General features: G+C 41.9%; 14 protein-coding genes and 1 tRNA gene. 9 read left to right on the top strand and 6 right to left on the bottom strand.

Annotation, left to right across the window (positions count from 1 at the left end; genetic code table 11):
• The gene (locus AC13FX_RS03660; protein WP_482879105.1) at window positions 1-759 is read right to left on the bottom strand and encodes an MlaE family ABC transporter permease; all 759 of its coding nucleotides are present in this window, start codon (window positions 757-759) and stop codon (window positions 1-3) included.
• Window positions 760-848: 89 nt separating this feature from the next.
• On the opposite strand from AC13FX_RS03660, the gene porQ reads away from it, so the two are divergent.
• From porQ to AC13FX_RS03625, 7 genes are all read left to right on the top strand, one after another.
• A complete protein-coding gene (gene porQ / locus AC13FX_RS03655; protein ID WP_482879104.1) occupies window positions 849-1,823 on the top strand; it encodes a type IX secretion system protein PorQ in 975 nt (324 codons plus the stop codon).
• Complete coding sequence (locus tag AC13FX_RS03650) at window positions 1,823-2,887, top strand: potassium channel family protein (RefSeq protein ID WP_482879102.1); 1,065 nt, start codon at window positions 1,823-1,825, stop codon at window positions 2,885-2,887. Before porQ ends, AC13FX_RS03650 begins: the two co-directional genes overlap by 1 nt.
• 27 nt (window positions 2,888-2,914) lie before the next feature.
• The gene (aroC, locus tag AC13FX_RS03645; RefSeq protein WP_482879371.1) at window positions 2,915-4,102 is read left to right on the top strand and encodes a chorismate synthase; all 1,188 of its coding nucleotides are present in this window, start codon (window positions 2,915-2,917) and stop codon (window positions 4,100-4,102) included.
• Window positions 4,099-4,425 (top strand): tetratricopeptide repeat protein, encoded by a 327-nt coding sequence (locus AC13FX_RS03640; RefSeq protein ID WP_482879101.1) that lies wholly within the window; start codon window positions 4,099-4,101, stop codon window positions 4,423-4,425. The genes aroC and AC13FX_RS03640 overlap by 4 nt, the downstream gene beginning before the upstream one ends.
• A 3-nt stretch (window positions 4,426-4,428) precedes the next feature.
• A complete protein-coding gene (locus tag AC13FX_RS03635) occupies window positions 4,429-5,415 on the top strand; it encodes a LysM peptidoglycan-binding domain-containing protein (RefSeq protein WP_482879100.1) in 987 nt (328 codons plus the stop codon).
• Entirely contained in the window at window positions 5,408-6,133 is a 726-nt protein-coding gene (locus AC13FX_RS03630) for a CPBP family intramembrane glutamic endopeptidase (protein WP_482879099.1), read from the top strand. The genes AC13FX_RS03635 and AC13FX_RS03630 overlap by 8 nt, the downstream gene beginning before the upstream one ends.
• A gap of 141 nt (window positions 6,134-6,274) precedes the next feature.
• Window positions 6,275-6,850: a sigma-70 family RNA polymerase sigma factor gene (locus AC13FX_RS03625; RefSeq protein WP_482879098.1), complete on the top strand. Its 576-nt coding sequence runs from the start codon at window positions 6,275-6,277 to the stop codon at window positions 6,848-6,850.
• Window positions 6,851-6,853: 3 nt separating this feature from the next.
• On the opposite strand, the gene AC13FX_RS03620 is transcribed toward AC13FX_RS03625, so the two are convergent.
• The 5 genes from AC13FX_RS03620 to AC13FX_RS03600 all read right to left on the bottom strand — a co-directional run bounded on the left by AC13FX_RS03620 (window position 6,854) and on the right by AC13FX_RS03600 (window position 11,658).
• A complete protein-coding gene (locus AC13FX_RS03620) occupies window positions 6,854-8,164 on the bottom strand; it encodes an ATP-binding protein (protein WP_482879097.1) in 1,311 nt (436 codons plus the stop codon).
• A gap of 92 nt (window positions 8,165-8,256) precedes the next feature.
• Window positions 8,257-9,510 carry an ATP-dependent Clp protease ATP-binding subunit ClpX gene (gene clpX / locus AC13FX_RS03615; RefSeq protein ID WP_482879096.1) on the bottom strand — a complete coding sequence of 418 codons (1,254 nt, stop codon included), beginning with the start codon at window positions 9,508-9,510 and terminating at the stop codon, window positions 8,257-8,259.
• 28 nt (window positions 9,511-9,538) lie between these two features.
• A complete protein-coding gene (gene clpP / locus AC13FX_RS03610; RefSeq protein ID WP_482879095.1) occupies window positions 9,539-10,195 on the bottom strand; it encodes an ATP-dependent Clp endopeptidase proteolytic subunit ClpP in 657 nt (218 codons plus the stop codon).
• A gap of 17 nt (window positions 10,196-10,212) precedes the next feature.
• Complete coding sequence (tig, locus tag AC13FX_RS03605) at window positions 10,213-11,508, bottom strand: trigger factor (protein WP_482879094.1); 1,296 nt, start codon at window positions 11,506-11,508, stop codon at window positions 10,213-10,215.
• 66 nt (window positions 11,509-11,574) lie between these two features.
• A tRNA-Leu gene (locus AC13FX_RS03600) sits at window positions 11,575-11,658 on the bottom strand.
• A gap of 127 nt (window positions 11,659-11,785) precedes the next feature.
• On the opposite strand from AC13FX_RS03600, the gene cutA reads away from it, so the two are divergent.
• Both cutA and AC13FX_RS03590 read left to right on the top strand, forming a co-directional pair.
• The gene (gene cutA, locus AC13FX_RS03595; RefSeq protein WP_482879093.1) at window positions 11,786-12,127 is read left to right on the top strand and encodes a divalent-cation tolerance protein CutA; all 342 of its coding nucleotides are present in this window, start codon (window positions 11,786-11,788) and stop codon (window positions 12,125-12,127) included.
• A gap of 4 nt (window positions 12,128-12,131) precedes the next feature.
• A complete protein-coding gene (locus AC13FX_RS03590) occupies window positions 12,132-12,896 on the top strand; it encodes an enoyl-CoA hydratase/isomerase family protein (protein WP_482879092.1) in 765 nt (254 codons plus the stop codon).
• The last annotated feature ends 5 nt before the right edge of the window (window positions 12,897-12,901 follow it).

The raw sequence follows: 12,901 nt of genomic DNA, 5'->3' as shown, positions 1-12,901 counted from the left end.
CTACAACAATAGGGCTGCTAAAATGAAATCTGCCAAGAGTACAAAGATACAACTTAAAACCGTTGCACGCGTAGTGGCATTACCAACACCTTCTGCTCCACCAAAAGCATAGTAGCCTTTATAACAGGCAATTGAAGTGATCACAAATCCGAAAACAAATGATTTGATGATCCCAAAAATGATATCCGACTCAAAGAAAAAAGAACGCCCCCCCTCCATAAACTCTGCGACTGGTAAAATGCCATCCACGGCACCGGCCGTAATTCCACCTAAAATACCAAATACGGCAGCTGTGGTATAAAGTATAGGAAACATCAATATACCGGCTGCAATGCGTGGAACTACTAAAAATGAAACCGAATTGAATCCCATGGCTTCAAGGGCGTCTATCTGTTCACTCACCCTCATGGTGCCGAGTTCAGTCGACATTCTGGCACCTACTTTACCTGCAAGCACAAGGGCACTTATCACAGCGGCAAGCTCAATGATCAGGGATTGAACTACAATAGACCCAATAATTGTACTTGGGTAAATATCGGTGTCGAGTTGGTAAGCTGTTTGGAGAGTCATTACCGCTCCCGTAAATATACCAACCAGAAAAATGATAGGTATAGACTCGTATCCCACCTTTACAAATTCATGGAAAAGGTTCTTTCTGTAAGTACTGAATTCTGTGGACGACCTCAGGGCTTGATATAAAAGCTGACCGTACCGACCAAACTCTCTTATGCCTGCCGCTATTCGTAAATCGGATATCATTTCTTAATCAATAATCTTGACGTATTGCCGGAGCATTTGATTATATTACAAAACATTTTCACCAATTGTGATTTATAAATAATTTATTAGTGCGAATCCTAATTGCTTTACTTGTGATTTTCCTGGCCACTGAAAATACTGCAGGTCAGTCCAACTCATCAAGTATTTATAGATTTTTAGAAGTTACTCCAACGGCGGGTATATCAGCAATGGGCGGTAACCATGTAGGGTATTTAAAAGGCGATTATTCACTAATGCACTTAAATCCTGCCTATCTGGGATCAATTGAAGAAATGTCTGCTTCCGGTTCCTACATCAATTTTTTGGGTGAGGCCAATATGGGGTTTTCAAGTCTTAAGCTTGATAAAAGGGACTGGGGTTCATTATCGTTTGGGATCCGTTATGTGAGTTACGGGGAGTTTGATTTTTTGGATACCGAAGGTAATGATTACGGGTCTTTCAGGGCCGGTGACCTGGCATTTTCAGGTGCTTACAGCCGGGAGATTCATAGCAATTTTACAGCCGGAGTCGAACTGAGCCTGGTTCACTCAACATATGCTGATGTTCGCTCAACTGGGGTCTCAGTAGCAGGAGGGTTGCTTTATCGGGTGCCGGAGAAAAATTTCAGTGCCGGGTTAAGTATAAGAAATCTTGGATCACAAATATCTACATATGAGGAAAACCGTGAACCCCTGCCTTTGAATGTATCAGCCGGGTTTTCAAAAAAACCGGAGTCGTTTCCGTTCCTTATCACATTCACTCTAAATGAACTGAATGACTGGAACAGGGAATTATATTCAGATGAAGGCAAACCATCATTTTTTGAAAATTTTATGAGGCATTCGCTTATAGGGGGTGAAATCGATCTTGGGCAGTCGATCACTATAAGAGTAGGCTACGATCATTACCTGCATGAAATGACCAAGTCCAATGACAATTTTGACCTGGCAGGATTGGCATTTGGTGTAGGAATCAATATTGGCGACCTTTCGTTTGATATCAGCCGGAACTCCTATAGTGACCTGGGAGGATTAACCAGACTTAGTTTGAAAACTAAATTGTGATGAGTTCACTTAAAAAACTTCAAAACTATTCAGTTGAAAATGCTGCTACCATAAGAATCGTTTTGGCAACGGTTTTTCTTGGAATGGTTTTTTTACTTGGATCTGTCGGATACCACTTGATCGAGGAGATTTCCCTCTTTGATGGTTTTTACATGACTTTTATCACTATAACAACCATTGGATTCAAAGAAGTAATAAATTTAAGTCTTGAAGGCAGAATCCTAACTGTTATTGTTTTTGTTTTGGGAATTGGTGTTATATCCTATATCGCATCTCAGACAACGCAGTTAATTTTTGAAAGTGAGTTATTTTTTGAAAGAGTTATGAAAAAAAGGATCCAGAAGATGAAAGATCATTACATTATCTGTGGATATGGTAGAATTGGACATAGAATAGCACAGGATCTGAGAAAGGCAGATCTTCCTGTTGTTATTGTTGAGAACAGAGAATCAAGTATCGACCGGATCAAAAGAGATCAGTTTGATTATGTTGAAGGCAATGCACAAGATGAAGAGTCTTTGATCAATGCCGGGATAAAAGATGCCAAAGCATTGATCTGTTCGCTTTCCAGTGATCAGGACAATGTTTTTACAACACTGGTTGCAAGAGAGATCAGGCCGGATATATTTATTTTAGTCCGTACAAATGAGAATAAAAACCGTAAAAAAGTACTGAAGGCCGGTGCCGATAAAGTTATATCTCCTTATGAGATCGGGGCCGACCGTATGGCGAATGTGATCCTAAGGCCCAATGTAGATAAGTTTCTCGAGAAAATGACAAGTGGTGACCATCAGGATCATACCTTTGAGGAAGTAAGGATCAGTGATAAATCTGATGTGGTCGGTAAATCGCTGGTAGACATAAATGTGCGAAATAAATATTCAGTTTTGATAATTGCGATCATCTCAGGGAGTGGAAGCATAGATTTTAACCCCGGTGGTAAAACAATCTTAAGGGAAGGGGATTCACTGATCGTGTTAGGTGATCTTGAGAAGATCGATGTTTTCAGAAAAACAGTCTGCCAGGATGTGCGCTCTCTTTCGGAACGTGCAGAAGAAATTTAATAACTAATTGAGAAGTAGAAACCAATGATAAGATATTTAACAGCGGGTGAATCACATGGGCCTGAACTCACAGGTATAATTGAGGGTGTTCCCGCAGGCTTAGAGATAACAGAAGATGAGATCGCTACGCATCTGGTCCGCAGGCAGCAAGGTTATGGGCGTGGGGGAAGAATGGCCTTTGAGAAAGATTTTGCAACTATTACTTCCGGGCTGAGATTTGGAAAAACCATGGGAGGTCCTATTGCTATGACCATGCCGAATCGTGCATTTAAGAAAGATGATGCCGGTTGGCCAACAGTAATGAATAAAGAGACAGAGGCTGAGGGCATTGAAAAGATAACCCTGCCAAGACCCGGGCATGCAGATCTCGTAGGTGCTCAAAAGTTCAGTTTTGATGATATTAGGCCTGTTATTGAACGTTCCAGCGCCAGGGAAACAGCAATGAGGGTGGCCTGTTGTTCGGTAGCCAGGCAGTTTTTAAAATCCTTAGGTATTGAAATCGGTGGGCATGTATTGCGAATAGGCTCAGTAGGATATGATAGCTGGGAAACTATTCGAGCAAAAGTTGATCCTATGATGAAAGATGGAGCGGAGTCAATTTATAAAGCGGCTGATGATTCTGATGTGCGCTGCCTGGACGAGGAACTGTCTGCTCAAATGAGAGAAGAGATAAAGATACGAAGGAAAGAAGGGTCATCGCTTGGTGGGATCTATGAGATCATAGTAACAGGATTGCCTGCCGGTTTGGGCAGTTATGTTCATTGGGATAAAAAATTGGATGGCCAGCTGGCCCAGGCCATTCTTGGAACTCAGGCAATGAAAGGGGTGGAGTTTGGTTTGGGTTTTGAGTCAGGCTCTCGTCCCGGTCACGAAGTGCATGATGAGATCACCTATGATGAAAGTGCCGGCCGTTTTTCAAGAAAAACGAATCGTATGGGCGGGCTCGAAGGAGGTATGACAACCGGTATGCCGATCATATTGAGAGGTGTGATGAAACCTATTCCCACCATGCTAAATCCTCTTGGAACCGTCGATATGCATACCAGGGAAGCCATGGAAACTCGATACGAGCGGTCTGATGTATGCGCATTACCCAGGGCCATTGTAGTGGCTGAAAGCGTGATCGCACCGGTTCTGGCAAATGCCATACTGGAAAAATTTGGCAGTGATTCCATGGCTGAAATAAAAAAGAATTTTGAAGCGAACAAAAAATGAGTACCCGAATACAATCATTAGCTAAAGCTGTAAGGGATCATCCGGAAGATTCCTTTTATAAATTTTCGCTGGCGTTGGAAATGCTGAAGATAAGTGAAAACGACAAAGCTAAAGTGTTATTCGAAAGTATCGTTGACAAGGATCCTGAATATGTGGGTGTTTACTATCATTTAGGTAAATTATATGTTGAACTTCAGCAAAATGAAAAAGCCTTGAAAACGTATTCAAAAGGAATAGAAATTGCAGATCAGCAAAATGACGAACATTCCAAAATGGAACTGAAGTCTGCTAAGTTAGATCTCGAAATTGAAATGGATTATTAGGCTATGATGATATCAATAAATCTAAAATTGCGCTCCATCCTGCTTTCTCTGTTTTTAGTGGTGATTATGACAGGAAATTTATTGGCGCAGGAAAAAGCTATCTATAAGGTTAAATCAGGTGATACCTTATACGGTATTTCCAAATCCCTTAATGTGACCATTGCTGAGCTGCAGCAGTGGAATAATATTTCCGGAAATGATATAGAGCTTGGGCAGGAATTGGTTTATTACATCCGGGATGAAAACACTGAAGGCAGCGCGGAGCAGGATTCTGAACCACTGATCAGTCAACCAACCGGTTCACAGAACGTCTATTACACAGTAAAAAGTGGTGATACACTTTATGGAATTGCACGGGAGCACAATATGACCATCAGTCAGCTTAGGGATCTGAATAATATTACGGGAGACAACATCCGTGTTGGTCAAACTTTGGCTGTAAAGAAAAAAAATGAAGCACCGCCATCTGTAGCAGAATTCTCAGAAGAGTCGACTCCACAGGGTGTCTTTTCAGAATACAGTATCAAGAGCGGTGAAACAGTGAGTGCCATAAACCGGCGTTTTAAAATGGCGGAAGAAGAATTCCAGAAGCTGAATCCGGATGTAGACCCAAATCGGCTGGTTGCAGGGCAGAAGGTCACTGTATTATTGCCGCCCTCAAGAAATTATGACAATCCTTATCTTCAAAAAGCTGACTTACAAGATCTGGGTGAGGTTTCTGTAACCAGATACAATGCTGCAAGCAAACAGGAAACCACAACTAATGGCGAGCTATATGATCCAAATGGATTGACCGCAGCTCACTCAAACATTGCTCTTGGCAGTATAATTTTTGTGGAAAACAGTGAAACAGAAAACGGTATCTACGTAAGAGTAAATGATAGGATCACCGGTTCAGGTTTAAAATTATCAGAAAAAGCTTTTGAAATACTTCAGCTGACTAAGGTAAATCAGCCGATAGTAAAAATATATACTGAAATAAATGACTAATAAGGTCAAGCAATATTTTGAGGGTACCAATAACCTGCTTTATAGTTTTCTGGTTAGCCTTCCACTGTTTTTTCTTTATGAAATTCTGATCCTGATCTCACAGCCGACCGGTGATGCCATCGTTCGGATAAGTGTGGATGTATGGGTTAAATCCTTATTCACCTCACTTGGGGTCAGTGCAATATCTTTTTCACTTTTGATCATTGCGATCGTAGGGTTATTCATTCTATATAAGGAAAGAGAAAGGCTCAAAACCCTGAAATTTGCATACTTTCCGATGCTCCTGCTGGAGGCTACTGTTTATGCTGTCGTAGTTGCATTTATCAGTCAGTCCCTGGTTTCGTTTGTTTTGAACATGGCGGCAAGTGATCCAATAGCGACGCTTTCTACCACCCAAAAACTGGCATTATCTCTTGGGGCGGGTTTATATGAGGAATTATTTTTTAGAGTCATACTGGTTACGGTCTTTATACTCATTTTCACTAAAGTATTTGGTAAAAAATGGGCTGCCGTAACAGCTGCTGTAGTGCTTTCTGCACTCTTATTCTCTGCGGTACATTACATTGGGTCAATGGGAGATGCTTTTACTTTAGGGTCCTTTTTATATCGCTTTTTATTTGGATTAATTCTAAATGGGATTTATGTTTGGAGAGGATTCGGAGTGGCTGCGTGGACACATGCAATTTATGATATAATGGTGATTGCATTCCTATCATAAAAGAAATCACTAACGGGTTAATCAATACAATCTATTTAATATTAAACTAATCTATGGGTAGTATTCGGTTACAGTAATATTATTTAATTAGCGTAGCGTTACAGTTCAGAGATATATTTCGAAAAAATTAGGGATGGTTAAATGTCTCAGTTAACAAGAGATGAAAAGCAGAAGCAGAAGGACTTCGATGAGGAAATAATACCTCATATGGATGCTTTATATAATTTTGCCCTTCGGCTCACCACGGATCCAAATGACGCAGAAGATCTCGTGCAGGATACTATTGTGAAAGCGTATCGTTTCTTCAGCAGTTATGAGAAAGGGACCAATGCAAAGGCATGGATGTTCCGGATATTAAAGAATTCATTCATCAATAATTACCGTAAGACCTCCAAAAAACCCTCTCAGGTAGATTATGATGAGGTCTCGTCCTACTATGAGTCCATCAGAGCTGAGCGTACTGAAACATCCGATCTTGAAAGTCTGATGTTCAGGGAAATGATGGATGATGATCTGTCAACTGCCCTGACCCGCCTGCCGGAAGATTTTAGAACCGTGGTACTTTTATGTGATGTGGAAGGCTACACATATGAAGAGATCGCAAATATGCTGGATGTGCCGATCGGTACGATACGTTCAAGGCTTCATCGTGGCAGAAACCTGCTGAAAACGGAGTTGTTGGAGTATGCTAAAAAACGCGGGTATACCGGAGATTAGTCATTAATCGTGTTTTTTAGGCTTCTTTACCTTCATGGTCACCCGCATGGTAGTTCCTTCATCAAGTTCAGAACGTAAAACAAATACGCTACCCTTGTGATATTCTTCTATAATGCGTTTGGTAAGGCTTAAGCCAAGTCCCCAGCCTCTCTTTTTAGTACTGAAGCCGGGTTTAAAGATATTTTTAACATTCTGAATTTCAATACCGCTTCCTGAGTCCTCAATATCAATAATTACCTCTCCCTCCTGAACCTTGGATGATATCGATATATATCCTCCCGTTTCTTTTTCCTTAAGTGAATCCATCGCATTTTTCACAAGATTTTCAATGGCCCACTGAAATAACTCGGGATTGATCTTGACCAGAGCTTTAGCCTTGAGGTCTTTTCTTACTTCAATGGATTTGCTCAATCGGGGAAGCCGGCGCTCCATATAAGCTGCTACCTGGTCCAGAATAGGTTCTATTTCCATTCTTCGCAGCTCCGGTTCAGATCCGATCTTACCAAAGCGTTCAGCTACTCCCCTTAGTCGCTGTACGTCCTTTTCGATCTCGTTGGCAATATTGACGGCCGATTCCTCATATCGATATTCATCCTTTAAAAGCTGAAGCCAACCATATAAACTTGAAATCGGCGTGCCCAGTTGGTGAGCAGCTTCCTTGGCCATACCAACCCATAAATTTGATTGTTCTGACCGTGTAATACTTCTGTAGGTCGTATATCCGATACCCAGTAAAAGACCCAGTAACAGGATCTGTATATAAGGAAAGTATCGAAGCATCTGAACGGTAGGACTTTCCCCATAATAGACAAACTGATCCAATTGACGAAATTCATCACCAATAGAAAATTGAAACGGTTCATTCAGGCTTTTGAACTCACGAATGAGTTCATCCCGAAGTTTTTCATTTTCGATCCTGGCTGTATCAATATTGTTGTAAGCCATAATGAAATCACTTTCATCAAGTACAAGCGATGGGATCTTAAAACGATCTTGTATAATGATCTCTTCACGGACAAAATCCGTCGAGCTTTCAGCTGATTCTGCGTCTTCCAATAGGGCAATAACACTATCAGGTACCTCATCGATCTGCCTCAATATTGAAATGGCATCCAGTAGAATGGCTCCGGGCTGCTCATTGACCGGCTTACTGGTGAATTCGATCGCTTTGGTCCATAATTCAACACTGGCACGTTCCTGCTCAATGATCTTAGTGACCAAATACTGGTTATAAATAACTGATCCGATTCCCAGTGTAATGAGTAAAAAGACCAGGATCAGTTTAATTTTATTGGCAGGAACGAACAGTTTCATAGGTAAAGAATACACCTATTGTTGAAAAATAGAAAGGTATGAAAGAAAAAGCCTTCCTTATTAGTGAAAGGAAGGCTGTTCAGGAATAGGTTTTAAGCGGATGCTTTTTGTTTTTCGTAAACAGGAGGTGCCTGCTTTTCAATAGTCTCTTTTGTGATCACACATTTAGAGATATTGTTCATTGAAGGCAAGGTGAACATAATATCCAGCATGGATGCCTCCATGATAGACCTAAGTCCGCGTGCTCCCGTCTTACGCGCTTTAGCGCGCTTGACGATAGCTTTAAGGGCTTCGTCTTCAAAATCTAGCTCCACATCTTCCATTTTAAATAGCTTGGTGTATTGTTTGACCAAGGCATTCTTAGGCATGGTAAGTATATCCAGCATGGCATCGTCAGACAGCTCATGAAGGCCTGCAATAACAGGAAGCCGGCCAATCAGTTCAGGTATCAGACCATAATGCTGCAGGTCTTCCGGCTCAACATGAGTAAAAATTTCCGGATCATCTTTGTCGAATTTGACCTGCTCACTGGTATGGAAACCCATTACACTGGTGGAGAGTCGTTTAGCGATAATGCTTTCAAGACCTGAAAAGGCTCCCCCACAAATGAAAAGAATATTTGCAGTATCCAGTTGAATAAAACTTTGTTCGGGATGCTTACGTCCACCTTTTGGCGGAATGTTAGCAACAGTTCCCTCTAAGATCTTCAATAAGGCCTGCTGTACACCTTCTCCACTTACATCACGGGTAATAGAAGGGTTGTCACTCTTACGTGCCACTTTGTCCACCTCATCAATATATACGATGCCACGTTTGGCACGTTCTACATCGTAGTCAGCTGCCTGAAGGAGATTGCTCAGAATACTTTCAACATCTTCACCAACATATCCGGCTTCAGTGAGAACGGTAGCATCAGCTATGGTGAACGGGACATCAATGATCCTTGCGAGTGTTCTCGCAAGCAGCGTCTTACCACTCCCGGTTGGACCCAATAACATGATATTGGATTTTTCTATCTGAGTATCATCGATCTCAGAGTTTTCACCGGAAATTCTCTTATAGTGATTATAAACGGCAACGGAAAGGGTTTTTTTGGCCATTTCCTGACCGATCACATAATCATCGAGTTTATTCTTTATCTCGACAGGTTTAAGCATCGGCTTATAACTCTTCTCCCTTCGCCGTGCCAATGATGCTAAGTCACTTTCAATGATGCTTGATGCATCTTCCACGCAACGGTCACAAATATAAACACCGGGACCGGCAACCATACTGTTCACTTCCAGACTGGAGCGACTGCAAAATGAACAGTGTACTATATCGCTGTTTTTCTCTTTATCGCTCATAACAAGCTTAAATTAATGAAAATGCCGGTTATTTGGAATTTTTGCTGGATTTGGCGATCAGGTTGTCGACTAATCCGTAGTCAACAGCTTCCTGAGCGGTCATCCAGTTATTTCTGTCAGAATCTTTCATGATCTGTTCAACAGTTTGCCCACTGTGGTCTGCTAGGATCTGGCTAAGTTCTTTCTTAACGCGAATGATCTCCCTTGCTTCGATCTCAATGTCACTTGCCTGACCCTGAGTACCACCTAATGGCTGGTGGATCATTACCCGGGCATGCGGCAGCACACTGCGTTTGCCCTTAGTGCCTGCCGTAAGCAGTACAGCTCCCATACTGGCGGCCATTCCCATGCAGGTAGTTGCCACATCACATTTGATGTGTTGCATGGTGTCATAAATTGCCAGGCCGGCAGAAACCACACCACCCGGACTGTTTATATAAAACTGAATATCTTTTTCAGGATCTTCACTTTCCAAAAAGAGAAGCTGAGCCATGATGGAGCTTGCAACCGCGTCATTTACAGGAGTACCAAGGATCACAATGCGGTCCTTGAGAAGCCTGGAATAGATATCGTAGGCCCTTTCACCACGACTTGTGGTCTCAACAACCATAGGTACCAGGTTGTTTTGAATAGGTTGAACAGAGTCTAAATTCGGGTCTTCGAAAAGCGGTTGATTGGTAATCATGTTATCCGATGTATAGGTTATTTATTCTTTTTGTCTTTCTTTTCCTGCTGTTCGCGATATTCGTCTTTGCCCATTTCGTTGATCTTCACCTTGTCTTGCAAGATGTCGAAGACTTTGTTTTCCCGAATACTGCTTCGCAGTTGTTCAAGCATCTGTGGCTGCTGTGCATAATATTGCTTCAGCTGGTCGGCAGGCATTCCGTAACGCGCTGCTTCCACTGCCAGATGTTCGTCGATATCTTCGGGTTTTATTTCGATATCTTCAAATGTTTCTTGCAGTTTTTGACTGATGAATGACCACTTGGCCTCGCGAACGGCGCGATCTTTCATTCCGGCTTTATATTGTTCTGCATCAAAGTTTTCAGGTAACTGACCACCTTGCTGTTGTTTCAATTGGTCAACATAGGAACCTTGTATCTGAGCAACAAATGTTTCCGGAACTTCGAACTCATGTGCTTCAACAAGGGCATCGGCAACATCATTCTTGAAGAGGTCATCTGCAGTCTGGTCATAATACTCCTGCATACGACTCTTGATATAGCTTTTGAACTGCTCCTCACCTTCAGCTTCACCATTGCTCTGGCTGTCGATAAGCTCATCATTAAGCTCTGCTTTGGTCAGTTTTTGTACTTTCTTGATGGTTACGCGGAACCGGTCTTTCTCATCTCCCTCTCCCAGCTCCATATCAACAACATCCCCGGGTTTTTTACCGGAAAGTTCTTTTCTGAATTCAGCGGCTCCATCCTTACGAAGGTCGATCTCTTGTCCTTCATCAACATCCCCTTCAACAGGATTCCCTTCTTCATCAAGTGTTTCAACATCAACGATCAGTTTGGAATCATCAGTGGCGGCCTCATCAACATCTTCCCAGTTTCCTTCCCGCTCAAGCGTACGCTCAATTTCTTCCTCAACTTCATCATCGGTCACGTCATGGACCATCCGGTTCACTTTGATCTTTAAAAGATCTTTAATTTCGATCTCAGGCTTGGAACCGATCTTGAACTTCACTTCAAGTTCATCATTTTCCCATGAGAAGTCTATCATTTCAGTTTCACCGATCGGCTCATACTCAGGCACGACCTCTTTCTCAAAGATCTTCTGAACAATGTTACTGATCTCTTCTTGTTCGATCTCTTTGCCAAAACGCTTTTTGATCATCCCCATTGGAACTTTTCCCGGACGAAAGCCAGGTAGCTGAATTTGGTCTTTATACTTTTTATAGGCTTTGTCGAAATCTTCCTGAAGGTCATCTCTTTTTGCTTTCAGGGTTACTTCTTTATCGACAGATGTGAGCTCTTCTACAGAAATATCCACGTGATCTCCGCTTTATTTATTTTATTCAGTAAATGAACAGGATTTCAATTAAAATTAGGAAGGAAGTACGAGAGGGGGGACTCGAACCCCCACATCGGTTAAGATACTAGATCCTAAATCTAGCGCGTCTACCAATTCCGCCACTCTCGCAAAATTCAGAGCTTGCAAAGATAAGGCTTTCATATTCTGAATTCAAACAAATTGTAAATAAATTGCCTTATATCAGTATAAAAAAGAAGTGGAAATTGGGAAATGAATGTTTGAATTTTGAACCACTATGTATAGAAACCTACGCCTGCTTTACGTTACTACTACCGACAAAAAGGAAGCCCGAAAAATTGGGCGTAATCTCATTGAGGAAAATCTCGCTGCTTGTGTTAATATAATTGATGGGATGAATTCCATTTATAAATGGAAAGACGAGATTCAGGAAGATGCTGAATGCATTCTTATCGTTAAGACACATTACTCCAGGGTCAGAAAGGTCACACGACGTATAAAAGAAATGCACAGCTTCGATGTCCCCTGTGTGATATCTCTTACTATCACTGAAGACGAAGGAAACGAAGATTACCTGGACTGGCTTGAGGTCAATTCCAAACAACCATTCAAGCTATAATTCATTGAATAGAAAAGTTCTGACTCAAAAAAGAGTCACTGATCATATAATGTGGGCAAAGATCGACCGCCCAAAAGCCCGTAATGCCATTGACTTTGATGTCATGCACGAACTTGAGGTTTTGGTCGGGCAATTGGAAGAAGATAAGCAGGTCCGGGTCTTTATTCTTAGTGGGGAAGGCTCGGATTCCTTCGTGTCCGGTGGAGATCTTAAAAAATTTCATACAATCAAATCGAAAGAAGAAGCTGTTGCAAAATCCGAACGGATGCAGAATTTATTGTTTAGGATAGAGCAACTGCCGTGTTGGACCATTGCCTGTGTAAATGGGGACGCCTATGGTGGTGGCATAGAGTTAATGCTGGCTTTTGATTTCCGGGTTTCAGTACCTGAGGCAAGGTTCGGATTCACTCAGGGACGATTTTATCTGGTGCCCGGATGGGGCGGACTTACCAGGCTTGTTGAAAAGGTGGGTCGTGCAAAAGCACTTGAGTGGCTGGGAAAATCTGTGGTCACTGATGCAGAAACAGTATTAGCTCACGGTTTGATCGAAAATATCTTAGGTGGAGAAACACTTGAAAAAGAGACCCTGGAATGGGTAGAGAGACTCACCAAAAACGACAGAGATTTCATACGGGTTTTAAAAGAAGGCTCAAGACGCCTTTCTGCACACAGGGAAGAATCATTAAAAGCAGAGATAAAGCCGTTCTCTGATCTGTGGGTTGATGAAAAGCACATCTCTAGGGTTGAGAAATTCATGAACCGTAAATAAAAAAG

This window comes from Gracilimonas sp. B-17 (assembly GCF_056857935.1).
Note: the sequence above shows the minus strand (reverse complement) of the source record. Positions and strands in the feature narration are given on the sequence as shown.

Coding starts and splice junctions, on each gene's coding strand:
- clpX (WP_482879096.1), bottom strand. CDS start 9,510: ATGAGCGATAAAGAGAAAAACAGCGATATAGTACACTGTTCATTTTGC.
- AC13FX_RS03620 (WP_482879097.1), bottom strand. CDS start 8,164: ATGAAACTGTTCGTTCCTGCCAATAAAATTAAACTGATCCTGGTCTTT.
- AC13FX_RS03640 (WP_482879101.1), top strand. CDS start 4,099: ATGAGTACCCGAATACAATCATTAGCTAAAGCTGTAAGGGATCATCCG.
- cutA (WP_482879093.1), top strand. CDS start 11,786: ATGTATAGAAACCTACGCCTGCTTTACGTTACTACTACCGACAAAAAG.
- AC13FX_RS03625 (WP_482879098.1), top strand. CDS start 6,275: ATGTCTCAGTTAACAAGAGATGAAAAGCAGAAGCAGAAGGACTTCGAT.
- AC13FX_RS03660 (WP_482879105.1), bottom strand. CDS start 759: ATGATATCCGATTTACGAATAGCGGCAGGCATAAGAGAGTTTGGTCGG.
- clpP (WP_482879095.1), bottom strand. CDS start 10,195: ATGATTACCAATCAACCGCTTTTCGAAGACCCGAATTTAGACTCTGTT.
- AC13FX_RS03650 (WP_482879102.1), top strand. CDS start 1,823: ATGAGTTCACTTAAAAAACTTCAAAACTATTCAGTTGAAAATGCTGCT.
- AC13FX_RS03635 (WP_482879100.1), top strand. CDS start 4,429: ATGATGATATCAATAAATCTAAAATTGCGCTCCATCCTGCTTTCTCTG.
- AC13FX_RS03630 (WP_482879099.1), top strand. CDS start 5,408: ATGACTAATAAGGTCAAGCAATATTTTGAGGGTACCAATAACCTGCTT.